Source organism: Mycolicibacterium sp. SMGY-1XX, from assembly GCF_059132455.1.
Map to the genome: position 1 here is coordinate 3,257,127 of NZ_CP101139.1, position 22,445 is coordinate 3,279,571.

19 protein-coding genes are annotated in these 22,445 nt (G+C 68.9%); 15 read left to right on the plus strand and 4 right to left on the minus strand.

Features of this window, described 5'->3' with window-relative positions; all coding sequences use genetic code 11:
* Positions 1–72 precede the first annotated feature (72 nt).
* The 4 genes from carB (at position 73) to NL241_RS16095 (ending at position 5,272) form a co-directional block, all read left to right on the plus strand.
* Positions 73–3,414: a carbamoyl-phosphate synthase large subunit gene (gene carB, locus NL241_RS16080; RefSeq protein ID WP_487693578.1), complete on the plus strand. Its 3,342-nt coding sequence runs from the start codon at positions 73–75 to the stop codon at positions 3,412–3,414.
* 4 nt (positions 3,415–3,418) lie between these two features.
* On the plus strand, positions 3,419–4,240 hold the full coding sequence (pyrF, locus tag NL241_RS16085) for an orotidine-5'-phosphate decarboxylase (protein WP_487693579.1): 822 nt from the start codon (positions 3,419–3,421) through the stop codon (positions 4,238–4,240).
* Positions 4,241–4,393: 153 nt separating this feature from the next.
* Positions 4,394–4,723, plus strand: a complete 330-nt coding sequence (locus NL241_RS16090) for a hypothetical protein (protein WP_487693580.1) — start codon at positions 4,394–4,396, stop codon at positions 4,721–4,723.
* Between the two features lie 60 nt (positions 4,724–4,783).
* Positions 4,784–5,272 (plus strand): hypothetical protein, encoded by a 489-nt coding sequence (locus NL241_RS16095; protein ID WP_487693581.1) that lies wholly within the window; start codon positions 4,784–4,786, stop codon positions 5,270–5,272.
* Between the two features lie 30 nt (positions 5,273–5,302).
* Here the strand turns inward: NL241_RS16095 and NL241_RS16100 are convergent, their stop codons facing one another.
* Positions 5,303–5,608 carry a hypothetical protein gene (locus tag NL241_RS16100; protein ID WP_494398066.1) on the minus strand — a complete coding sequence of 102 codons (306 nt, stop codon included), beginning with the start codon at positions 5,606–5,608 and terminating at the stop codon, positions 5,303–5,305.
* A 603-nt stretch (positions 5,609–6,211) separates the two neighbouring features.
* Here NL241_RS16100 and mihF point away from each other — a divergent pair.
* The 8 genes from mihF to NL241_RS16140 all read left to right on the plus strand — a co-directional run bounded on the left by mihF (position 6,212) and on the right by NL241_RS16140 (position 12,988).
* The gene (gene mihF / locus NL241_RS16105; RefSeq protein ID WP_068916654.1) at positions 6,212–6,529 is read left to right on the plus strand and encodes an integration host factor, actinobacterial type; all 318 of its coding nucleotides are present in this window, start codon (positions 6,212–6,214) and stop codon (positions 6,527–6,529) included.
* A 9-nt stretch (positions 6,530–6,538) separates the two neighbouring features.
* Positions 6,539–7,177 (plus strand): guanylate kinase, encoded by a 639-nt coding sequence (gmk, locus tag NL241_RS16110; RefSeq protein ID WP_487693714.1) that lies wholly within the window; start codon positions 6,539–6,541, stop codon positions 7,175–7,177.
* A 63-nt stretch (positions 7,178–7,240) separates the two neighbouring features.
* A complete protein-coding gene (gene rpoZ, locus NL241_RS16115) occupies positions 7,241–7,543 on the plus strand; it encodes a DNA-directed RNA polymerase subunit omega (protein WP_487693715.1) in 303 nt (100 codons plus the stop codon).
* 78 nt (positions 7,544–7,621) lie between these two features.
* Positions 7,622–8,866, plus strand: a complete 1,245-nt coding sequence (gene coaBC / locus NL241_RS16120) for a bifunctional phosphopantothenoylcysteine decarboxylase/phosphopantothenate--cysteine ligase CoaBC (protein ID WP_494398067.1) — start codon at positions 7,622–7,624, stop codon at positions 8,864–8,866.
* A 128-nt stretch (positions 8,867–8,994) separates the two neighbouring features.
* On the plus strand, positions 8,995–10,194 hold the full coding sequence (gene metK, locus NL241_RS16125; RefSeq protein ID WP_487693583.1) for a methionine adenosyltransferase: 1,200 nt from the start codon (positions 8,995–8,997) through the stop codon (positions 10,192–10,194).
* Positions 10,195–10,394: 200 nt separating this feature from the next.
* Positions 10,395–11,372 carry a methionine ABC transporter ATP-binding protein gene (locus tag NL241_RS16130; RefSeq protein WP_494398068.1) on the plus strand — a complete coding sequence of 326 codons (978 nt, stop codon included), beginning with the start codon at positions 10,395–10,397 and terminating at the stop codon, positions 11,370–11,372.
* Complete coding sequence (locus NL241_RS16135; protein ID WP_487693585.1) at positions 11,369–12,109, plus strand: methionine ABC transporter permease; 741 nt, start codon at positions 11,369–11,371, stop codon at positions 12,107–12,109. Before NL241_RS16130 ends, NL241_RS16135 begins: the two co-directional genes overlap by 4 nt.
* Before the next feature lie 42 nt (positions 12,110–12,151).
* A complete protein-coding gene (locus NL241_RS16140) occupies positions 12,152–12,988 on the plus strand; it encodes a MetQ/NlpA family ABC transporter substrate-binding protein (RefSeq protein ID WP_487693586.1) in 837 nt (278 codons plus the stop codon).
* Here NL241_RS16140 and NL241_RS16145 read toward each other — a convergent pair.
* The gene (locus tag NL241_RS16145) at positions 12,974–14,470 is read right to left on the minus strand and encodes a flavin-containing monooxygenase (protein ID WP_494398069.1); all 1,497 of its coding nucleotides are present in this window, start codon (positions 14,468–14,470) and stop codon (positions 12,974–12,976) included. The two genes, NL241_RS16140 and NL241_RS16145, sit on opposite strands and share 15 nt — an antisense overlap.
* 9 nt (positions 14,471–14,479) lie before the next feature.
* Positions 14,480–15,415, minus strand: coding sequence for an alpha/beta hydrolase (locus NL241_RS16150; RefSeq protein WP_494398070.1), 936 nt, complete (start codon positions 15,413–15,415; stop codon positions 14,480–14,482).
* Between the two features lie 502 nt (positions 15,416–15,917).
* On the opposite strand from NL241_RS16150, the gene NL241_RS16155 reads away from it, so the two are divergent.
* The 3 genes from NL241_RS16155 to NL241_RS16165 are packed head-to-tail and all read left to right on the plus strand — an operon-like array spanning position 15,918 to position 19,584.
* Positions 15,918–16,760: a sugar phosphate isomerase/epimerase family protein gene (locus tag NL241_RS16155; RefSeq protein ID WP_494398071.1), complete on the plus strand. Its 843-nt coding sequence runs from the start codon at positions 15,918–15,920 to the stop codon at positions 16,758–16,760.
* Between the two features lie 59 nt (positions 16,761–16,819).
* Positions 16,820–17,581, plus strand: a complete 762-nt coding sequence (locus tag NL241_RS16160; RefSeq protein ID WP_487693590.1) for a lysoplasmalogenase — start codon at positions 16,820–16,822, stop codon at positions 17,579–17,581.
* Positions 17,578–19,584, plus strand: a complete 2,007-nt coding sequence (locus tag NL241_RS16165) for a primosomal protein N' (protein ID WP_494398072.1) — start codon at positions 17,578–17,580, stop codon at positions 19,582–19,584. Before NL241_RS16160 ends, NL241_RS16165 begins: the two co-directional genes overlap by 4 nt.
* A 10-nt stretch (positions 19,585–19,594) precedes the next feature.
* Here NL241_RS16165 and NL241_RS16170 read toward each other — a convergent pair whose 3' ends face one another.
* The gene (locus tag NL241_RS16170; RefSeq protein WP_494398073.1) at positions 19,595–22,261 is read right to left on the minus strand and encodes an alpha/beta fold hydrolase; all 2,667 of its coding nucleotides are present in this window, start codon (positions 22,259–22,261) and stop codon (positions 19,595–19,597) included.
* Between the last annotated feature and the right edge of the window lie 184 nt (positions 22,262–22,445).

Here is a 22,445-nt window from a genome sequence, read left to right on the forward strand (position 1 = left end):
GCGTGTCTGTGCGCAACACGCCGCTGAAATCTGTACAAACACGCGCGCTCGCGCTGAGGAGAGAAGCAAGTAATGCCGCGTCGTACCGACCTCAACCACGTCCTGGTCATCGGCTCCGGCCCGATCCTGATCGGCCAGGCCGCCGAGTTCGACTACTCCGGAACCCAGGCCTGCCGGGTGCTGCGTGCCGAGGGGCTGCAGGTCACCTTGATCAATTCCAATCCGGCGACGATCATGACCGACCCGGAGTACGCCGACAACACGTACATCGAACCGATCACCCCGGCGTTCGTCGAGCGGGTGATCGCCCAGCAGGCCGAGCGCGGTAACAAGATCGACGCGCTGCTGGCCACTCTGGGCGGGCAGACCGCGCTCAACACCGCGGTCGCGCTGTCGGAGAACGGAGCGCTGGAAAGGTACGGCGTCGAACTCATCGGCGCCGACTTCGACGCCATCCAGCGTGGTGAGGACCGGCAGAAGTTCAAGGACATCGTGGCGAAGGTGGGCGGTGAATCCGCCCGCAGCCGAGTCTGTTTCACCATGGAGGAAGTGCGCGAGACCGTCGAGGAGCTCGGGTTGCCGGTCGTGGTGCGGCCCAGCTTCACCATGGGTGGGCTGGGCTCGGGCATGGCCGCCACGGTCGAAGACGTGGAGCGGATGGCCGGTGACGGGCTGGCCGCCTCGCCGAGTGCCAACGTGCTGATCGAGGAATCGATCTACGGGTGGAAAGAGTACGAACTCGAGCTGATGCGCGACGGCCGCGACAACGTGGTGGTGGTGTGCTCCATCGAGAACGTCGACCCCATGGGCGTGCACACCGGCGACTCGGTGACCGTCGCCCCGGCGATGACGCTGACCGACCGTGAGTACCAGGTGATGCGTGACCTGGGTATCGCGATCCTGCGTGAGGTCGGCGTCGACACCGGCGGCTGCAACATCCAGTTCGCGGTGAACCCGAACGACGGCCGGTTGATCGTCATCGAGATGAACCCGCGGGTGTCCCGCTCCAGCGCGCTGGCCTCGAAGGCCACCGGCTTCCCGATCGCCAAGATCGCCGCCAAGCTGGCCATCGGCTACACCCTCGACGAGATCGTCAACGACATCACCAAGGAGACCCCGGCCTGCTTCGAGCCGACGCTGGACTACGTGGTGGTCAAGGCGCCGCGGTTCGCGTTCGAGAAGTTCCCCGGCGCCGATGCCACCCTGACCACCACCATGAAGTCGGTGGGCGAGGCGATGTCGTTGGGCCGCAACTTCATCGAAGCCCTCGGCAAGGTGATGCGCTCGCTGGAGACCAAGAAGGCGGGCTTCTGGACGGGCCCGGCCGCGGAGGGTTCGCTGGAAGAGGTGCTGACCAGGCTGCAGACCCCCACCGACGGTCGCCTCTACGACATCGAATACGCGCTGCGCCTTGGCGGCACCGTGGAGCAGGTGGCCCAGGCCTCCGGCGTCGACCCGTGGTTCGTCGACCAGATCGCCGGACTGGTCGAATTGCGCGCCGAACTGCTCGACGCTCCCGTGCTCGACCAGGACCTGCTGCGGCGCAGCAAGCACAAGGGCCTCTCGGACGGTCAGATCGCGGCGCTGCGGCCGGAACTGGCAGGCGAGAACGGGGTTCGTTCGCTGCGTCAGCGCCTGGGCATCCGTCCGGTGTACAAGACCGTCGACACCTGTGCCGCCGAGTTCGAGGCCCGCACGCCCTATCACTACAGCAGCTATGAGCTCGATCCCGGCGCCGAGACCGAGGTGGCGCCGCAGACGGAGAAGCCCAAGGTGCTGATCCTGGGTTCGGGCCCGAACCGGATCGGCCAGGGCATCGAATTCGACTACAGCTGTGTGCACGCGGCCACCACGCTGAGCCAGGCCGGGTTCGAAACGGTGATGGTGAACTGCAACCCGGAGACGGTGTCCACCGACTACGACACCGCCGACCGGCTGTACTTCGAACCCCTGACCTTCGAGGACGTCCTCGAGGTCTACCACGCCGAACAGGCCTCCGGTGAAGGCGGACCGGGCGTCGTCGGGGTGATCGTCCAGCTCGGCGGGCAGACGCCGCTGGGACTGGCCGAGCGGCTGGAGAAGGCGGGCGTGCCGATCGTGGGCACCAGGCCCGAGGCGATCGACCTGGCCGAGGACCGTGGCCGGTTCGGTGAGGTGCTGGCAGGTGCAGGACTGCCCGCGCCCCGGTTCGGCACCGCCACCAGCTTCGAGCAGGCCCGCAAGATCGCCGCCGACATCGGCTACCCGGTGCTGGTGCGCCCGTCGTATGTGCTCGGTGGTCGCGGCATGGAGATCGTCTACGACGAGCAGACTCTCGAGGGTTACATCACCCGCGCGACCGAACTGTCCCCGGAACATCCGGTGCTGGTGGACCGCTTCCTCGAAGACGCCATCGAGATCGACGTCGACGCGCTGTGCGACGGCACCGACGTCTACATCGGCGGGGTGATGGAACACATCGAGGAAGCCGGCATCCATTCCGGCGACTCCGCATGCGCGCTGCCGCCGGTGACCCTGGGCCGCCAGGACATCGACTCGGTGCGCCGGGCCACCGAGGCGATCGCCCACGGTATCGGCGTGGTGGGCCTGCTCAACGTGCAGTACGCGCTCAAGGACGACGTGCTCTACGTGCTGGAGGCCAACCCGCGCGCCAGCCGCACGGTGCCGTTCGTGTCGAAGGCCACCGCGGTGCCGCTGGCGAAGGCCTGCGCGCGAATCATGTTGGGCGCCACCATCGCGCAGCTGCGCAGTGAGGGCCTCTTGGCCGCCGAGGGTGACGGGGCCAGCCCGGCGCCGAACGCGCCGATCGCCGTGAAGGAAGCCGTGCTGCCGTTCCACCGGTTCCGCAAGGCCGACGGGTCCAATGTCGAATCGCTGCTGGGGCCGGAGATGAAGTCCACCGGTGAGGTGATGGGCATCGACCAGAACTTCGGCAGTGCGTTCGCCAAGAGCCAGACCGCGGCCTACGGCTCGTTGCCGGCCCAGGGCACGGTGTTCGTGTCGGTGGCCAATCGTGACAAGCGTTCGCTGGTGTTTCCGGTGAAGCGCCTGGCCGATCTGGGTTTCAAGGTCCTGGCCACCGACGGCACCGCGGAGATGCTGCGCCGCAACGGGATTCCCTGTGACGTGGTGCGCAAGATCTTCGAGGAGGCCACTCCCGACCGGCCGGCGAGGTCGGCGGTCGACGTGATCCGCGCCGGCGAGGTCAACATGGTGATCAACACCCCGTACGGCAACTCCGGCCCGCGTATCGACGGCTACGAGATCCGCGCCGCGGCGGTGCAGATGAACATCCCGTGTGTGACGACGGTGCAGGGTGCCTCGGCGGCGGTGCAGGGCATCGAGGCCGGTATCCGGGGCGATATCGGGGTGCGGTCGCTGCAGGAGTTGCACGCCGCGCTGGACGGGAACTAGCCAGGTGCCCGGTTTCGGTGCCCGGTTGCGCGACGCGGTACAAGCCCGTGGCCCGCTGTGTGTGGGGATCGACCCGCATCCCGAGTTGCTGACCGCATGGGGGCTCACGGCGGATGCCGACGGGCTGGCCGCGTTCTGTGAGGTGTGCGTGACGGCCCTCGACGGGTTCGCCGTCGTCAAACCACAGGTCGCGTTCTTCGAGACCTACGGCTCGGCGGGCTACGCCGTGCTGGAACGGACCATCGCCGAACTGCGCAGCGCCGGGGTGCTGGTGCTCGCCGACGCCAAACGCGGGGACATCGGCACCACCATGGCGGCCTACGCCGCGGCGTGGGCCGGGGATTCACCGTTGGCATGTGACGCGGTGACGGCCTCGCCGTACCTGGGGTTCGGCTCGCTTGCGCCCCTGCTAGACACCGCGGCGGCGCACGACCGCGGTGTCTTCGTCCTGGCGGCCACGTCGAATCCGGAAGGCGCCGGCGTGCAGCAGGCGGTGACGGCGGACGGGCGCACCCTCGCGCAGTCGATGGTGGACGCCGCAGCAGCCGTCAACCGCACCCGGGCACCGGAGCCCGGGTCGGTGGGCGTCGTCGTCGGCGCCACCTTGCCCGACCCACCGGATGTGAGCGCACTGTCCGGCCCCGTGCTGGTGCCCGGCGTCGGCGCTCAGGGTGGCCGTCCGGAGGCGTTGGCCGGCCTGGGAGGTGCGCTACCGGGTCAGCTGCTGCCGGCGGTGTCACGAGAGGTGTTGCGGGCCGGGCCCGACGTCGCGGCAGTGCGTGCCGCCGCCGAGCGGCTGCGCGACGCCGTGGCACATCTGGCCTGACGCTGGCCCGAATCACCAACCGCCCGCTGGGAGTTCGGACGGTGTTGTCGCGGGTGTTGCCTGGCGGCAAGGCGGATGAGGCAGTATCCGGGTATGACTCCGGGTGCCACCGTGATGATACCGAAAAGTACTGCACACCAGGCAATTACGTGCATGGGAGCGCTCGCGCAAGCCTACCGTCAGCAGCCGGACTCCGGGGCGGCGCAGGCTGTCGGTGAGCTGGCCGAGGACAGCAGGACGCTGGCCGGGCGCGTTCAGGCCTCCGGTGACACGACGGTGCGGATCCCCGTGGCCATCGTCACCCGGATCGCCGACCAGCTCATCCGCGGCGCGCAGGCCGAGGCCGGGTCGGAGGCGCTGCAGGCCGCGCTGTGGCGCACCGCGGGCAGGTTGCAGCGCTGGATCGCCGATGCCTCGGCCAGAGACGCGGCCAGGGCCGCGGAGAAGGCCTCCGCACGTACCTCGGGAATCGCCCGCCGCTGAATCCGTCCGCTCTAGACTCTCGGAGCACGGCGAGGGTAGGGGGCGAGGGTAGGGGGCACGGTGACGGCCTATGACGTGGCTGCCTGGTCGGATTTCGCGCAGGCGGTCGGGGGAGGTGCCGCCGCATTCGCAGGACTGCTGTTCGTCGGGCTGTCGCTGAATCTCAGCGACGTGCTCGCCTATCCCGGTGTCCCGGCGCGTGCGGCCGCGACGTTGGGTCTCACCGTGACGATCCTGGTGGCCTCGATCTTGTTGGTGACGCCCGGGCAGCCGGTCGGCGTCGTGGCCGCTGAACTGGGTGCCCTGGGTGTGGCGATGTCGGTGGCGGCGCTGGTGGCCGGACTGCGGCACCGGCAGGGCCGCCCTCCGGCTCGCACCTGGTATCAGGTGTCGGTGCTGCTGGGGCCGGCCCTGATGTTCGTTCTTGCCGGCGTCTCGTTGGCCGCCGGCGCCGGCGGCGGTCTGTACTGGGTGACCGCCGCCGTCGCCACGGGTTTTCTGTCTGCCACCGCCAACGCGTGGGTGCTGTTGGTGGAGATCAAGCGCTAGCCAAGAACGGCCGTCTCTCGACCGGCCGGTCTAGAGCGCGATCCATCGCCCCAGGAACCAGAAACCCCAGCCCGCCCCATTGCCCGCGGGCAACGGGGTCACCTGATGGCCCTCGTACATGAACGGCTTGTGGTCCTGTCGGCCCTGGTCGATTCCGCGCTGGTTGACCGGGAGGTTGCCGTTCGGCCCGGGGTTCGGCTGGCAGACCGCCTGCCCGGGCCCACCGCACGGCTGACCCGGGTTCGCGGCGGCAACGCCCGTTCCGAGGCCGAAGAGGCCGGCGGCGGCGACGCCGGCCGCGAGCGTCGAGGTGGCGATCATGCGGGTGAACTTCATCTGGAACGACTCCGAATCTGTCGAGGATCTCGTGGTTGGCGGTTGACCAACGCCGCTGACGCTATGGAGCGACCGTGTGGCCGCGATGTGGCGCCGATGGGCCCAGCCTGTGCAACCGGTAACGGATCCGTCGCGGTGAACCGTTAGCCGTCCTATGCGTTCGGAGTGACTGGCGTGACAGATGCGATGAAAAGTGCTCTTGCCGTGGTCAGCGGACTTTTGCCGACACGCGCGACACGCCAGGAAGTCTTCTGAGAAGCCGCTGGAGTCGGCCGATCGGGCGCCCGAGTGACAGCCGGGACGTGGCAGAGAACTGGCGGGTATGGCGAAAAGCGGTGTTGCGCAGCGGATTCACCGGCGGCCCGCGGCTCCGGGCAACCCGCCGCCGACGCGTCTGCCGGTGCCCGCCCACCGGTCCGGATCACGGCGTGTCGGGGCCTACACGCTGGGCCTTTGTCGGAGCCGAAGGGGGGTGGGGTTAGATTTCGTCAGTCAGCGTGGGTACGGTCGTCGTCGCTGGCTGGCGTACCCCGGCCGAGACAAAACAATGATCGCGATCTGTTCAGGTCGCGATCGACAAGATGGTTATGAGACGGAGGAACCGTGGCCCTTCCCCAGTTGACCGACGAACAGCGCGCGGCAGCGTTGGAGAAGGCTGCTGCCGCTCGTCGAGCACGAGCCGAACTCAAAGATCGGCTCAAGCGTGGCGGCACCAACCTCTCCCAGGTGCTCAAGGATGCCGAGACCGATGAGGTCTTGGGCAAGATGAAGGTCTCCGCACTGCTGGAAGCCCTGCCCAAGGTCGGCAAGGTCAAGGCGCAGGAGATCATGACCGAGCTGGAGATCGCCCCGACGCGTCGTCTGCGCGGCCTGGGCGACCGGCAGCGCAAGGCGCTGCTGGACAAGTTCGACCCCTCGTAGAGGTCGGTGATCGCTGTCGGGGGACCGGATAGCGGCGCGCCCCGCGGCCCTGGGAGCCCAGGCTCCCGAGGCCGTGTGGTCGTGCTGTCCGGTCCCTCTGCGGTCGGTAAGTCCACCGTGGTCAGATGCCTGCGGGAACGGCTTCCGCAGCTGCATTTCAGTGTGTCGGCCACCACCAGGGCCCCGCGCCCTGGGGAGGTCGACGGAGTGGATTACCACTTCGTGTCCACCGAGGCGTTCCAGCGATTGATCGACCGGGGCGCGCTGCTCGAGTGGGCGGAGATCCACCGCGGCCTGCACCGCTCCGGGACCCCGGCGCAACCGGTCCTGGAGGCGGTGGCGGCCGGGAATCCGGTGCTCATCGAGGTCGACTTGGCCGGCGCCCGATCGGTCAAGCAAGCCATGCCCGAGGCGGTGTCGGTGTTCCTGGCGCCGCCCAGCTGGGAAGATCTCGAGCGCCGGCTCGTCGGCCGCGGCACCGAGTCACCCGAGGTGATGCGGCGCCGTCTCGACACCGCGCGGGCCGAGATCGCCGCCCAGAATGACTTCGATGTCATTGTCGTGAACAGGCAATTAGAGGCTGCCTGCGCGGAATTGGTATCCTTGCTGGCAGGAACTGCGCCGGACGCTTCATCGACGTCGTCTTGACGCGCATTTTTGAGCTCCACCCGATAATCGCCAGGAGATTTCTACGTGACCAATCCCGATACGCTGTCCGGTGTTGACCAGTTCGACACGGCTGCGGGCTCGGCGCTCCAGGGTGCCTACGACACGCCGCTGGGCATCACCAACCCGCCCATCGACGAGCTGCTCGACCGTGCGTCGAGCAAGTACGCGCTGGTGATCTACGCCGCCAAGCGCGCCCGTCAGATCAACGACTACTACAACCAGCTGGGCGACGGCATCCTCGAATACGTGGGTCCGCTCGTCGAGCCGGGTCTGCAGGAGAAGCCGCTCTCGATCGCCATGCGCGAGATCCACGGCGACCTCCTCGAGCACACCGAAGGCGAATAGGGCAGGCGCTGCGCGGATGAGGCTCGGGGGCCAAGACCAGGGGCGTCACTGTCCGCCCGTCGACCAGAGCTGTCGCCCGTGAGCCGCAAACGGGTCGTCGTCGGAGTGGCAGGCGGTATCGCCGCCTACAAGGCCTGCTCGGTGATCCGTCAGCTTTCCGAAGCCGGGCACGACGTGCGCGTCGTGCCCACCGAGTCCGCGCTGCGTTTCGTCGGCGCGGCCACCTTCGAAGCCCTTTCCGGGCACCCCGTACACACCGGCGTCTTCGAGGACGTCTCCGAGGTGCCGCACGTGCGCATCGGCCAGGAGGCCGATCTGGTGGTGATCGCCCCGGCCACCGCCGACCTGCTGGCCCGTGCGGTCGCCGGCCGTGCGGACGACCTGCTGACCGCCACTCTCTTGACCGCGCGCTGTCCGGTGCTGTTCGCCCCGGCGATGCACACCGAGATGTGGCTGCATCCGGCCACCGTCGACAACGTGGCGACGCTGCGACAGCGTGGCGCCGTGGTCCTCGAGCCCGCCTCCGGCCGACTGACCGGTCGCGACTCCGGACCGGGCCGGTTGCCGGAACCCGAAGAGATCACCACATTCGCTGAACTGCTGCTGGCCCGGGCCGATGCGTTGCCCTTCGACCTCACCGGGGTCAAGATGCTGGTGACCGCGGGTGGCACCCGCGAGGCGCTGGACCCGGTGCGCTTCCTCGGCAACCGCAGCTCCGGTAAGCAGGGCTACGCCGTGGCCCGGGTGGCCGCTCAACGTGGCGCCGAGGTCACCCTGATCGCCGGTAACACCGCCGCGCTGCCCGACCCCGCCGGCGTCGACGTCGTGCACATCGGATCGGCCGCGCAGTTGCGCGACGCGGTGTCCAAACACGCCCCGGACGTGAACGTCTTGGTGATGGCGGCCGCGGTCGCCGATTTCCGCCCCGCCCAGGTCGCGGCGACAAAGATGAAGAAGGGCGGCGACTCGGAACCGACGTCCATCGAGCTGGTGCGCAACGACGACGTGCTCGCGGGCGCCGTCCGCGCCCGCACCGACGGTCAGCTGCCCAACATGCAGGCGATCGTCGGCTTCGCCGCAGAAACCGGCGACGCCTCGGGTGATGTGTTGTTCCACGCCCGCGCGAAGCTCAAGCGCAAGGGCTGCGACCTGCTGGTGGTCAACGCCGTCGGCGAAGGGCGCGCATTCGAGGTGGACAGCAATGACGGGTGGTTGCTGGCCGCCGACGGCACCGAAGCGGCGCTGGAGCACGGGTCCAAAACACTCATGGCGAGCCGTATTGTGGACGCGATCGGACAAATTCTTCAGTCTGGGAGAAACTGACACCCGCTACCCCGAGTTGCGCATGACGGCTGCATACGGGCACGCTGCGGGGGCTGACGACGACAACGGCGATAAACTTCGCCCGGCTGAACTGTGAATGAGGGCCTAGCGCCGGAAGGGATGGGGACGTGAGCAAAGCACGGCTGTTCACGAGCGAGTCGGTGACCGAGGGGCATCCCGACAAGATCTGTGACGCCATCAGTGACTCGGTGCTCGACGCGCTCCTGGCTGAGGATCCTCGTTCGCGGGTGGCGGTCGAGACGCTGGTGACCACGGGTCAGGTGCATGTCGCGGGCGAGGTGACCACCAGCGCTTACGCCGACATCCCGAAGATCGTGCGTGACCGCATCCTCGACATCGGCTATGACTCGTCGACCAAGGGCTTCGACGGCGCCTCGTGCGGGGTGAACATCGCCATCGGCGCGCAGTCGCCGGATATCGCCCAGGGTGTCGACACCGCTCATGAGACCCGGGTGGAAGGCGCCGTGGATCCGTTGGATCTGCAGGGCGCCGGCGACCAGGGCCTGATGTTCGGCTACGCCATCAAGGACACCCCCGAGCTGATGCCGCTGCCGATCGCGCTGGCCCACCGGCTGTCGCGCCGCCTGACCGAGGTGCGCAAGAACGGCGTCCTGCCGTACCTGCGTCCCGACGGCAAGACCCAGGTGACCATCCAGTACGACGGCACCACCCCGGTACGGCTGGACACCGTGGTGCTCTCGACGCAGCACGCCGCCGACATCGACCTGGACACCATGCTGTCGCCCGACATCCGGGAAAAGGTCGTCAACACCGTGCTCGACGACTTGGCGCACGAGACCCTGGACACCTCCGATTTCCGCCTGCTGGTCAACCCGACCGGCAAGTTCGTGCTCGGCGGTCCGATGGGTGACGCCGGACTGACCGGTCGCAAGATCATCGTCGACACCTACGGCGGCTGGGCCCGCCACGGTGGCGGCGCCTTCTCCGGCAAGGATCCGTCCAAGGTGGACCGCTCGGCCGCGTATGCGATGCGCTGGGTTGCCAAGAACGTCGTCGCCGCCGGCCTGGCCGAGCGCGTCGAGGTCCAGGTCGCCTACGCCATCGGCAAGGCGGCTCCGGTGGGTCTGTTCGTGGAGACCTTCGGCACCGAGACCGTCGACCCGGCCCGCATCGAGAAGGCCATCACGTCGGTCTTCGACCTGCGTCCGGGTGCGATCGTGCGCGATCTGGATCTGCTGCGGCCGATCTACGCGCAGACCGCCGCCTACGGTCACTTCGGCCGCACCGATATCGAACTGCCGTGGGAGCAGGTCAACAAGGTCGACGACCTGAAGGCTTCCGTCTAGTCTCCAGATTGCTTCGAGGGTCGTGATCCGTCTGGGATCACGACCCTCGTCGCTTTTTCGGTCGCCGAGTTTTACTCACCTTGATTTGAGCGAAAACCCCTGCGGAAAGGGTGAATTCATCGCCGGGTGGTCAGGACCGGTGGCCGCTGCTTCTTAGTATCTAGCGCGTTGTCCGTGCAGACCGTTGAGGCAGGCCCAGAATGTCTATCCACACCGAAGACCTGACGAAGGTCTACGGCGAGACGCGGGCGCTCGACGGGGTGTCGATCTCCGTCGGCCAAGGCGAGATCCTCGGCGTCGTGGGCAGCAGCGGCTCGGGCAAGAGCACGCTGGTCCGCAACATCGCGCTGCTGGAACGCCCCACCAGAGGCCGGGTGGTGCTCGACGGCCAGGACCTCACCGCACTGTCCGAGCGGGAACTGCGGACCGCGCGCCGGCGTCTCGGCAATGTCTTCCAGTCGGCGAACCTGTTGGACAACCGCACCGCGCGGCGCAATATCGAATACCCGCTGGAGATCGCCGGATGGGACCGGACCAAACGCTGGCACCGGGCTCAGGAACTGCTGGAGCTGGTGGGCCTGGCCGGCCGCGGCGAGGACTACCCGGCGCAGCTGTCCGGCGGTCAGCAGCAGCGGGTGGGCATCGCCCGGGCGCTGGCGGCCAAGCCGTCGGTGCTGCTGGCCGACGAACCGACCAGCGCGCTGGACCCCACCACCACGCAGGAGATCCTGGGGTTGTTGACCCAGTTACGGGACGAGCTGGATGTGACGATCCTGCTGATCACCCATGACCTGGGCATCGTCCGGCAGATCGCCGATCGGGTGGCGGTGCTGTCTTCGGGGCGGGTCATCGCTGCCGGCTCGCTGGCTGAGGTCGCCAGCGATCCGGCTTCGGGTCTGCTGCCGCCGCTGGCGGCCCCACCGGCCCCCGCCGCCGGCGAGCTCATCGTCAACGTGCACGCCGGCGCCGATGCCTCGGCGGCGTTCATCGGCGCATTGGCCCGCGACCTCGACACCGAGGTGCGCATCCTCGACGGCGAAGTGCTGCATCTGGGCGGGCAGTCGGTGTCACAGTTCCAGCTGAGCCTGACCGGAATCGGGCACTCGGCTCCGGAACACGCCGATCGCTACACGAAATGGTTCGCGGCACAGGGCCTCTCAGCGGTGGTACCGGCGTGAGCATCTTCGACGGATTCACCGCCTGGCTGCACGACTCGATCCTGCTCGACACCGACGCGGTACCGGTGGCGCTGAACCAGACCCTGCAGCTGGTGTTCATCCCGTTCGTCGTGGTGATCATCTTCGGTATCCCGCTGGGTGTGCTGCTGTACACCACGGCGCCAGGCGGACTTTCGCCGGTCCGCTGGCTCAACCGCACCCTCGGAGTCATCGTCAACGTACTGCGCTCGCTGCCGTTCCTGGTGCTGGTGATCGCCCTCTGGCCGCTGGGCCGGCTGCTGGTGGGGTCGAGCCTGGGCACCGTCGCGGCCATGGTGCCGCTGACCATCGGCACCATCCCGTTCCTGGCGCGGCTGGTGGAGTCGTCGTTGCGCGAGGTGAACGCCGGCAAGATCGACGCGGCCAGGGTGGTGGGCGCCACCCGGTGGCAGATCATCACCAAAACGCTTCTGCCGGAGGCCATCAGCAGCATCATCGCCGGGCTGACGATCACGATCATCGCCCTGCTGGGGTACTCCGCGCTGGCCGGCGTGATCGGCGGTGGGGGACTGGGTGACCTGGCGATCCGCTACGGCGCCCGCTCGTACGACGGGCCGGTGCTCTGGACGACGGTGCTGCTGCTGATCGTGCTGGCCACCATTTTCCAGGTGGTGGGCGACTATTTCGCCCGCAAGACCGACCACCGGGCCCGACGCGGAGGGGGTGAGACTGCTGGCCTCGAGCGAGTGTCCTTGTAGCGGTTGTCCTTCCACACCATCGACTGAACGGATTCACACATCATGACCGAAACCCCCGCAGGCCCGCCGAAACCCAAGTGGCCGCTGTACGCCGCGCTCGGTGCAGTGGTGGTCCTCGTTCTGGCCGTCGCCGGGTTCTTCTGGCTGCGCGGTGACGAGAACAAGCACCGCCTCACCGTGGCAGCCACCCAGATCCCGCACGCCGAAATCCTCGAGTTCATCAAGAACGGCCCGGCCAAGGATGCCGGCCTGGACTTCGACATCCGGGTGTTCGACGACTACTCGCTGGGCAACCGCTGGCTCTCCGAAGGTGATATCGACGCCAACTACTTCCAGCACAAACCGTACTTCGAGGAGCAGGTGGCCGACTTCGGTTATCAGCTGCACGAGTTCCCGGGTGTGCACATCGAACCGTATGCCGCCTTCTCGGAGAAGTTCACCAATGCCGAGGACCTGCCGGACGGCGCCCGCATCAGCATCACCGACGACGGCTCCAACCAGGCCAGGGCACTGGCGCTGCTGGCGTCGAAGAATCTGGTGACGCTGCCGGCGAGCGGAGACGTCAACGTCTACACCGTAGGCAACCCGAAGAATCTCCAATTCATCGAAGCCGCACCGGATCTGCAGGCCAAGGCCGTCCCGGATGTCGACCTGGCGATCCTCAACGGCAACTACTTCCTGGAAGCCGGCTACACCCTCGACGACGCCCTGATCGTCGAGTCGATCGAGGACAACCCGTACGCCAACTTCCTGGCCAGTCGCCAGGACAACGCCGACAACCCCGACATCGTGAAACTCAACGAGTTGTTGCACAGCGATGCCACCCGCGACTTCATCAAGGAGCAGTGGCCCGGCGGGGACGTCTCACCCGCGTTCTGAGGCAGGTGCAGCGGACGTGAACCGGTAGTCGTCGAGGTCGAAGTGCCGGCTGCGCCAATCCGCGGCGAAGGTGGTCGCGGGGCGCAGTGGTACGTCCCCGTGGCTGTCGAAGTAGTAACTGTTGGCGGCGGCGCAGCTGTCCTGCCAGAAGATCTGCCGGTGCCGTTTACGCATCATCTCGGCGAAATAGCGGTCATTGGCCTCGGGGCTGACCTCGACCCGCGTTTCGTCGCGGCGGCGCGCTTCGCGCAGGCACCGCACGATGTGGCGGGTCTGGGTCTCGATCAGCGCGAAGAACGACGACCCGACGTATCCGTAGGGGCCGCAGATGGAGAAGAAGTTGGGGAAGCCGGGCACGCTGACACCTTCGTAGGCCTGCATCCGGTTCTCGGTCCAGAAGGCGGCCAGTGACCGGCCGCCGCTTCCGGTGACGGTGAAGCTGGTGGAGTCGACGTCGAGGACGTTGAAGCCGGTGGCCAGCACCAGTACGTCGAGCGCGTGGAGTTCGCCGTCGGCGGTCACCACGCCGTCGGGGTGCACCGCTTCGATGGGTGCGGTGACCAGCCGCACGTCGGCGCGGTTGAACGTCGACAGGTAGGTGTTGTGGAATCCCGGCCGTTTGCAGCCGACGGCGTAGCGCGGGGTCAGCTTGTCCCGCACCACCGGGTCGTGCACCTGGCTGCGCAGATAACTGTGGCCGAAGGCCTCGGCGCGTTTCCCCAGCGGCAGCACGGTGGCGTAGTGCGCGGTCAGCGGGAACGTCACCTCCACAAAGGCCTGGCTCAGCAGCCGCTGCACGGTCCTGGCCCCCGGCACCCGCATCGCCCAGCGCACCGGACGTGGCAACGGCAGATCCGCTTTGGGAAAGCACCAGATCGGGGTGCGCTGGAACACCGTCAGATGTGCGCTGATCGGGGCGACCTCGGGGATCAGTTGTACCGCGGAGGCGCCGGTGCCGATGACGCCGACCCGCTTGCCGCTCAGATCCTGGCTGTGGTCCCAGCGCGCCGTGTGCATGGTGAGGCCGGCGAAGCTGTCCACCCCGGGGATGTCCGGCAGCTTGGGCACCGTCAGCACACCGGCAGCGTTGATGAAGAACCGCGCGGTGATCTCCTCACCCTCGGCGGTGCGTAGCCGCCAGAGGTCGTCGGCGTCGTCGAATTCGGCCGCGATGACAGTGGTGGCGAACCGGATTCGATCGTGGAGGCGATACTTGTCGACACAGTGGTCGGCATAGGCCTTCAGTTCGCGGCCCGGCGCGTACGTACGTGACCAGTGTGGGCTCTGCTCGAAGGAGAACTGGTAGGAGAACGACGGGATGTCGACGCCGATGCCGGGGTAGGTGTTCCAGAACCAGGTGCCCCCGGCTTCGGTGGCGGCCTCGACGATCAGGTAGTCGTGCAGCCCGGCCTCATCGAGCTTGATGGCGGCGCCGATACCGGAGAATCCGGCGCCGATGATCAGGCAGTGATGGTCGGGCATCACCCCACTCTATGAGTGCAGCGCCGCCCGCAGCGCGGTTAGGCCACGATTCATCGCCTCGGTGGTGGCGGGCACGATCCCGGCGTAACCGAGATAGCCGTGCACCAGCGTCTCGGCGTGATCCAGCGTCACGGAAACCCCTGCCGCCGAGAGTCTTTCGGCGTACCCGATACCGTCGTCACGCAACGGGTCGTGTCCGGCGACGGCGATATAGGCAGGTGGCAGCCCGGTGAAGTCCGTCGCCCGCCCCGGTGCCAGGGTGGTCGGGATGGCGTCGGGGTCGGTGACATCCAGGGCCCCGGCGTACCACGCCGAGAACGCCTCGACGGCCCGCAGGTCCAGGATCGGCGCCTGAGCATTCTCGATGAACGACGGTAACGTGTTGTCCCACAACACAGTCGGATACCACAGCAGCTGAAAGGCGATGTCCACGCCGGCGTCGTCGCGGGCCAGCTGCGCCATCACCGCCGCCAGGTTGCCACCGGCCGAGTCACCGGCGACGGCCAACCGCGACGCGTCGGCCCCCAGTTCCGGCGCGTGGCTCGCCACCCAGGCGGTGGCCGCCCAGGCGTCGTCCACCGCGGCCGGATGCGGATGCTCGGGGGCCAGCCGGTAATCCACCGACACCACCACGGCGTCGGCGCCCACCGCGTGTTGACGGGCCGTGCCGTCGTGGGTGTCCAGGTCGCCGACCGCGAATCCGCCGCCGTGGAAGTAGAGCACCACCGGCAGGGCTGCGCCCGAGGACGGCGGCGTGTAGACCCTTATCGGGAGCGCCCCACCGGGCCCGTCGAGCACCAGGTCGCGCGCGGTGACCTCCGGCAGGATCGGCTGCCGCGGCAGGTCACGGAACCGCGCTCGGGCGGCCTCGACTCCGCCGTCTGTGGTCAGTTGGAAGGGAACAGCATCCAGAACTTGCTGGAGGAGGGCGTCGATAGCGGGCACGTGATCAAACGTACGGGCCGCGCCGGACGCTGCGGGCACCAGGTGGTACCACCGAAATGGCCAAGCCCAGACCGAGCGCCAGGAACTTTTCTGTTTGCCCACCGACTCTGCCCTGTCGGTGGCACCGGGTCGCCTCGCTGCGGTGCACCCTGGCCGCCGGCAAACGCGGCTGGCCCGCGGGCGGATCACGAGCCGGTAGCCGGCCGAGGTGTACGCGCTGGTCTTTGGGCGATCAGGTGCCATGTGGAGGGCTCGAACGGCGGCGGCCCGGCGGGTCGATATCCGGTAGCAACGAACCCCTCACCGTGCTTTCGGCAAATCCATGGTGACCTGTCACACATTCCCGGCCGGTGTGGACAGCGGCGCAACGCGTGAGGCGCTTCGCTGTAGCCGGTGGGGCCAAAAGGTAGCCCCCCGAAGCGGTTCCCCAGCGGCGAGAATTCCCAGTCGGATTTTTTTGTGAGGTTCCCCGTCCGGAACCGTGCGGACGTCAGGAGACAGCATGACCAGATCGGGACGCTTGCTGGCCCTGGCTCCGTTGACGGTCCTCGAACTCGGGCCGGACGAAATGGTCGAGGTCGCGGCCGCGGTGGGTTTTGATGCGGTGGGCCTGCGCCTGATCCGTGCGACGCCCGCGGAGCCGCTGCGGCCGACCATCGGCATGACGCCGTTGGTCCGCGACACCAAGCGGCGTCTCGACGACTCCGGGGTGCAACTGATCGACATCGAGGTGCTCCGGTTGACACCCGAGACCCGGATCCGCGACGACTACGGCGCGTTCCTGGAGACCGGTGCCTACCTCGGCGCGCAGCAGGTACTGGTCACCGGTTACGACCCGGACCATGGCCGGACCGCTGACAACTTCGCCGAATTGGCAGAATTGGCAACCGAATACGGCCTCACGCCGAATCTCGAACCCATGCCGTGGACCCATGTGCGCGACCTCGGCGAGGCCACCGCGGTGCTGACCCGCAGCGGGCACCACAACGTGGGTCTGCTCGTCGACGCCATCCACTACCACCGGGCGTCGAACACTCCGGCCGATCTGGGCGCCCTGCCGCTGGAGTGGATCCGATACGCGCAGATCTGCGACGCGGTGGCCGAGCCGCCGCAGAGCGTCGAGGAGCTGGTGTATCAGGGTCGCAATGCGCGACTGTTCCCGGGGGAGGGCTGCATCGACTTGATCTCGATGCTGGAGGCGCTGCCCGCCGAGATCCCGATCAGTGTGGAGGCGCCGGTGCTCTGGAATGCGCCACCGAGGGTGCGGGCGCGGGCGGCGCAGCGCGCCTCGCGCGCCGTGCTGGAGCTGATTGACGGCGACGACCAACGGCTGCGCTACGCCTGAGCGCCGGCCCTGTGGGAACGCCGAATCCGTAGTGGAGCGCGTCCAGTACCTTTCTCTGCATGGCGTCGACGGCTGACACCCGGACAACCTCCGCCGCGTGGTCCACCAGACTGTGGCTCACCGGCGCGGTGGTGGGTGCGTGCTACGGCGTGTTCCTGGTGTTGGTCGCGCTGCGGCTGCCGGCCGGGTCGGAGCTGACGGGACAGTTCGCCGGGCAGCCCGCCTTCAAGGCCGTGATGGCGGTTCTGCTGGCCGCGGCCGCGCTGGCCTGCCCTGGGCTGCGCGAGCGGTGGCTGCTGTGTGCGGCGCTGGTGTTCTCGGCCTGCGGTGACTACCTGTTGGCGATGCCGTGGTGGGAGCCGTCGTTCGTCGGTGGTCTGGCGTCGTTTCTGGTGGCGCATCTGTGCTTCCTGGCCGCCCTGGTACCCCTGGCCCGGCCGGTGCGCTCGGCCGCCCGGGGGCGGGTGCTGGCGTCGGCGCTCGTGGTGGCGGCCTGTGTGGCACTGCTGGTCTGGTTCTGGCCGGCCCTGGCGGCGCAGGGGCTGACCATCCCGGTGGTGGCCTATATCGGTGTGCTCGCGGCGATGGTGTGCGCGGCCCTGCTGGCCCGGCTGCCCACCCCGTGGATCGCGCTGGGAGCGGTGTGTTTCGCGATCTCCGACGGGATGATCGGCGTCAGCGAATTCGTCCGGGGTGACCAGCTTCTGGCGGTCCCGATCTGGTGGGCCTACGGCGCCGCCATCGTGTTGATCACCGCGGGATTGCTCTTCGGGCGGGAACCCGCCGCTGCGTCGAACGGCTCCGCCACACCCGCGATATGAGTGCGCCGCGCCGGGCCGCCGAGCACGAACCCATCGCGCGGGTGCTGCCGATGCTGACGGTGCCCCACCTCGATCGCGATTTCGACTATCTGGTCTCGGCCGAGCAATCCGACGATGCCCAGCCCGGGGTGAGGGTGCGGGTCCGGTTTCACGGCCGTCTGGTCGACGGGTACGTCCTGGAACGGCGATCCGACACCGACCACGAGGGCAAGCTCGGCTGGCTGGACCGGGTGGTGTCGCCGGAACCGGTGCTCACCCCGGAGGTGCGCCGGCTCACCGAAGCGGTGGCCGCCCGCTATGCCGGCACCCGCCCTGATGTGCTGCGGCTGGCCATCCCGCCGCGGCACGCCAAGGTGGAGAAGGAAACACCCACTGCCACCGTGCATTCCGCGGTCATCGCCCCGGATGTCACGGGCTGGAGCAACTACGCCCGCAGCAACACCTTCCTCGAGGCGCTGCGCCACGGCCGTGCCGCCCGCGCGGCCTGGCAGGCCCTGCCCGGCGAGAACTGGGTGGACCGGTTCGCCGAGGCGGCCGCCACCACCCTGCTCGGGCATCGCAGCGTACTGGCCATCGTGCCGGACCAGCGCGATGTCGATGCCCTGCACGCGGCGATGATCCGGCACTGTGACGCCGACAGCGTGGTGGCTCTGGCCGCGGGCCTGGGGCCCTCGGCACGCTATCGCCGGTGGCTGTCGGTGCTGCGGGGGTCCGCGCGGGTGGTGATCGGCACGCGCAGCGCGGTTTTCGCGCCCGTACACGAGCTGGGCCTGGTGCTGCTGTGGGACGACGGTGACGACACGCTGTCCGAACCCCGGTCACCGTATCCGCACGCCAGGGAGGTGGCCATGTTGCGGGCCCACCAGTTGCGCTGCGCGGCGATGATCGGTGGATTCTCCCGTACCGCGGAAGTGCATGCGCTGGTGCGCAGCGGATGGGCGCACGACCTGGTGGCACCGCGCCCGGTGGTACGGGCTCACGCGCCGCGGGTGGTCGCGCTCGACGACAGCGGCTACGCCGACGAGCGCGACCCCGCAGCGCGGACCGCGCGGCTGCCCTCGATGGCGTTGCAGGCCGCGCGCTCCGCACTGGCCGCCGAGCGCCCGGTGTTGATCCAGGTGCCGCGCCGGGGTTACGTGCCGTCGCTGGCGTGCGGGCGGTGCCGCACCATCGCCCGTTGCCGACACTGCACCGGCCCGCTGTCGCTGACCGGGCCGGTCGGTGACCGCGGAATCGCGTTGTGCCGCTGGTGCGGTCGCGCCGAGGCCGCGCTGCGGTGTGCGCGGTGCGGCTCCGATGCCGTCCGGGCGGCAGTGATCGGTGCCCGCCGCACCGCGGAGGAGTTGGGCCGCACGTTTCCCGGGGTGCCGGTGTTCACCTCGTCGGGGGAGTCGATGCTCTCGACGGTCGACGCCGGCCCTGCGCTGGTGGTCGCCACCCCGGGCGCCGAACCCAGCGCAACGGGCGGTTACGGCGCGGCGCTGCTGCTCGACAGCTGGGCGTTGTTGGGCAGGCAGGACCTGCGCGCCGGTGAGGACACTCTGCGCCGGTGGATGGGGGCGGCGGCGCTGGTGCGTCCGCGCGGGGACGGCGGCACCGTGGCGGTGGTGGCGGAGGCGGCGATCCCCGCCGTGCAGGCGCTGATCCGCTGGGATCCGGTGGGCCACGCCGATTCCGAACTGGACGGGCGTGGCGATGTCGGCCTGCCGCCGTGTGTGCACATGGCCGCCCTGGACGGCACCGGCGCGGCGGTCTCGGCGCTGCTGGAGGACGCCCACCTGCCCGAGGACGCCGATGTCCTGGGGCCGGTGGAGTTGCCCCCGGGGGTGCGCCGCCCGGCCGGGGCCAAGGATGACGACGACGTGATCCGGATGCTGGTGCGGGTGGGCCGCAACGAAGGTCTGCCGTTGGCCGCCGCGCTGCGCCGGGCCGCCGGGACCCGCAGCGCGAAGAAGGACAACGAGCCGGTCCGGGTGCAGATCGACCCGCTGCACATCGGCTGAGCCGCCGGGCTCAGCCCGCCGAGGCGCCCAGCGCCGGCTTCCTCGATGCCGCGGCGAGCATGTCGACGACGGCGCCGATGTGTGGTTCGCGCACGATCGAATGGTGATCGCAGTCGACAGTCCGGATGTCGAGGTCTCCGGTGAGGATGCGGGGCCACAGGCTCGGGTCGTCCTGGTTGAGATGGCTCAGGATCAACAGCGCGCGCCCGTCCCACGGTTGTGGGCGGTGGAAGAACACCGACATCATCCCGACTTCCTCGGTGGCGAGCGTGCGGCGCTCGTAACCGCCGAAGAACAGGCCGGCCAACGGGAAACGTCGTTGCCGGTCCCACCAGACGCGCCAGTCGGCGTCGACGTTGGAGTGCAACGTCACCTCGGTGTCCGGCCTCTCGCGCTTGGCGTCCTGGGCCACCTTCGGCGGCACCCACGGGTCGAGCATGACCACCATCTCGACGGCGGCGCCCTGACCCTCGAGCAGCCGCGCCACCTCCAGCGCGACGTGGGCCCCCAGCGAATGCCCGATCAGGGTGTACGGCCCCTCCGGTTGGATGCGGCGCACATCGGCGACGTGGCGGCGGGCGGCCCGCCGGACGGAGAAATCGGGAATCGCGCGCCGGCCCAAGCCTTGTGGCTCGAAGGCGTAGACCGCGGTGTCGTCGCCCACGTGTTCGGCCAGCGGTGCGAAGCACAATGCCGACGCGCCGGCGCCGGTGAAGCAGAACAACGGTGTGCCCCGCGTGCTCGCCGACACCGCCCGCAGGGCGACGGTGGTCGGGTTGAGCACCTGCTGTGCCGGCGTCAGATGCCGACCGACGGCGATGCGCGCCGCGAACTGCGCGACAGTGGGGGCGCCGGCCAGATCCGAGGGTTGCAGCGCCAGTCCGTGAGAGTCCTTGAGCGCCACCAACATCTGAGCCACCGACATCGAGTCACCGCCCAGGGCGTAGAAGCTGTCGGACCGGCCCACCGACTCGATGTGCAGCACGTCGGCCCAGATCCGGCTGACCAGCTTCTCGAGGTGTCCGCGTGGCGGATCGAAGAGGGGACGGCACGGTCGCGGCAGGGCGCTGCGGTCGATCTTGCCGCGATCGCCGCGGGGCAGGGCGGGCAGCGTCACGATGTGCGCGGGCACCATCCAGGGGGGCAGATCCCGGTGTAAGCGGGTGCGCAGGTCGGCCACCGCCGGGGTGCGGCTGGTGGTGCTGGGTGCGACATAGGCAGTCAGGGCGGCGGGTAGGCCGCGGTCGGCGACCACCACGGCCTCCCGGATGTCGTCATAGGACAGCAGGGTGACTTCGATCTCGGCGGGCTCGACGAGATAACCGCGGATCTTGACGGTGCTGTCGGCGCGGCCCGACAACACCAGGTTGCCGTCGGCGTCCCAGCGGCCGATATCGCCGCCGGCGTAGGTGGTGGTGCCATCCGGGTTCGCGGTGAACGACGCTGCCGCCGCCGTCGGATCCAGGTAGCCCCCACCCAGATGCCGCGAGCTGATCGAGACCGAGCCGTCATCGCGGACGTCGATCTGCTTGTGCGGTGACGGGATTCCGATGGGAATCACGCCGTGCGGCAGCGGCGACCGCGGATGGATGTCGTGGCTGGCGATGGCGAGCGTCTCGGTGGAGCCGGCCCAGTTGGTCATCACGGCATTGGGTGCGACCTCGCGCGCCAGCCGGATGTGCCGGGCGTGCAGGGGCTCCCCGGTGGCCACGATGCGGGTGATCCCGGCCAGCGTGGCGCCCTGGGCCGCGGTGTGCAGGACGTCGATGAACGCCGGTGTGCAGGTGATGATCTCGGCGCCGGACGAGTCGATGCGGGCGAAGGCCTCGCGGCCGGTGTGCTCGCGCGGGTCGACCCCGATGATCTCGGCGCCGCCGAGCAGTGAGCCGATCAGCACGTTGAGTCCGCCGGCGAAACTGATCGGCATGCACAGCGCCACCTTGCGGCCGTCGGTGAGGCCGAAGCGGTGGTTCAGCAGCTGGGCGTCGGCCAGCCACAGACCGTGGGTGTGCCGCACGGCCTTGGGAGTGCCGGTGGAGCCCGAGGTGAACTGGATACTCGTCACGTCCGCGATGCCGGGTTCCTCGAGGGGTGCCGCACCCGAGACCGTGCCCCGTCCCGGGGCATCGGTTTCCTGATCGACCCACGAAACGTCGTAACCGTGCTCGCGCAGAATCGTGGCGATGGTCTCGGTCCGGTTGGCCGGTGTGGCCGGGTCCACGGTGACCACGGTGGTCCGCGCGGCGAACAGGCCGAGAATCATCGACACGGTCGCGCCGTCGAGTGAGGCCCTGACCAAGGCTGCCGGGGACGTGAGGTGCTGCGGTCGGGACTCGGCCCAGCGATTCACCGCGGTCTGCAACTCGCCGTAGGTGATGGTCTGTGCAGCCGTGCGCAGCGCCACCTGATCGGCGCGCGCCGTGGTCGTCGCGGCCAGGTGCGCGTTCACCGAGCGGTACTCGATGGGCAGTTCGGGTGGGACGGTGAAGCGGTCGTGGGCGACGGCCGGCTCCGGGCCCGGTGCCGGCGTGGCCGTGTCCCGGGCACGCAGCCGCGACCACAGCCGGGCGAGCGCGGCGCAGATCGCCAGCAACGCCGCCACCCACAGCGCCTGCGCCCGCGCCCAGGGCGACGAGCCCGTCGATGCGTCGTCGCGGGTGAAGTCGAACCGGGTCATGATGCGGGCATCCCATCGCGATAGTGGCGAACCCCAGCGACAGTGAAGAGCTCGCGAGAACTTTGGGAAGGGTAACCTAACCATTGATTACCAGCAACCTCGTTGCCGGTTCGGACGCCGTCTCGGGTACGCCGACGGACCAGCTGCACATAAGGTGAGGCCCAGGGCTGCAGACGGAGGCACG

Excerpts from the sequence above, each read along its gene's own strand:
- carB (WP_487693578.1), top strand. The coding sequence starts at position 73 with ATGCCGCGTCGTACCGACCTCAACCACGTCCTGGTCATCGGCTCCGGC.
- NL241_RS16090 (WP_487693580.1), top strand. The coding sequence starts at position 4,394 with ATGGGAGCGCTCGCGCAAGCCTACCGTCAGCAGCCGGACTCCGGGGCG.
- NL241_RS16100 (WP_494398066.1), bottom strand. The coding sequence starts at position 5,608 with ATGAAGTTCACCCGCATGATCGCCACCTCGACGCTCGCGGCCGGCGTC.
- NL241_RS16130 (WP_494398068.1), top strand. The coding sequence starts at position 10,395 with ATGTCTATCCACACCGAAGACCTGACGAAGGTCTACGGCGAGACGCGG.
- NL241_RS16140 (WP_487693586.1), top strand. The coding sequence starts at position 12,152 with ATGACCGAAACCCCCGCAGGCCCGCCGAAACCCAAGTGGCCGCTGTAC.
- NL241_RS16145 (WP_494398069.1), bottom strand. The coding sequence starts at position 14,470 with ATGCCCGACCATCACTGCCTGATCATCGGCGCCGGATTCTCCGGTATC.
- NL241_RS16155 (WP_494398071.1), top strand. The coding sequence starts at position 15,918 with ATGACCAGATCGGGACGCTTGCTGGCCCTGGCTCCGTTGACGGTCCTC.
- NL241_RS16160 (WP_487693590.1), top strand. The coding sequence starts at position 16,820 with ATGGCGTCGACGGCTGACACCCGGACAACCTCCGCCGCGTGGTCCACC.
- NL241_RS16165 (WP_494398072.1), top strand. The coding sequence starts at position 17,578 with ATGAGTGCGCCGCGCCGGGCCGCCGAGCACGAACCCATCGCGCGGGTG.
- NL241_RS16170 (WP_494398073.1), bottom strand. The coding sequence starts at position 22,261 with ATGACCCGGTTCGACTTCACCCGCGACGACGCATCGACGGGCTCGTCG.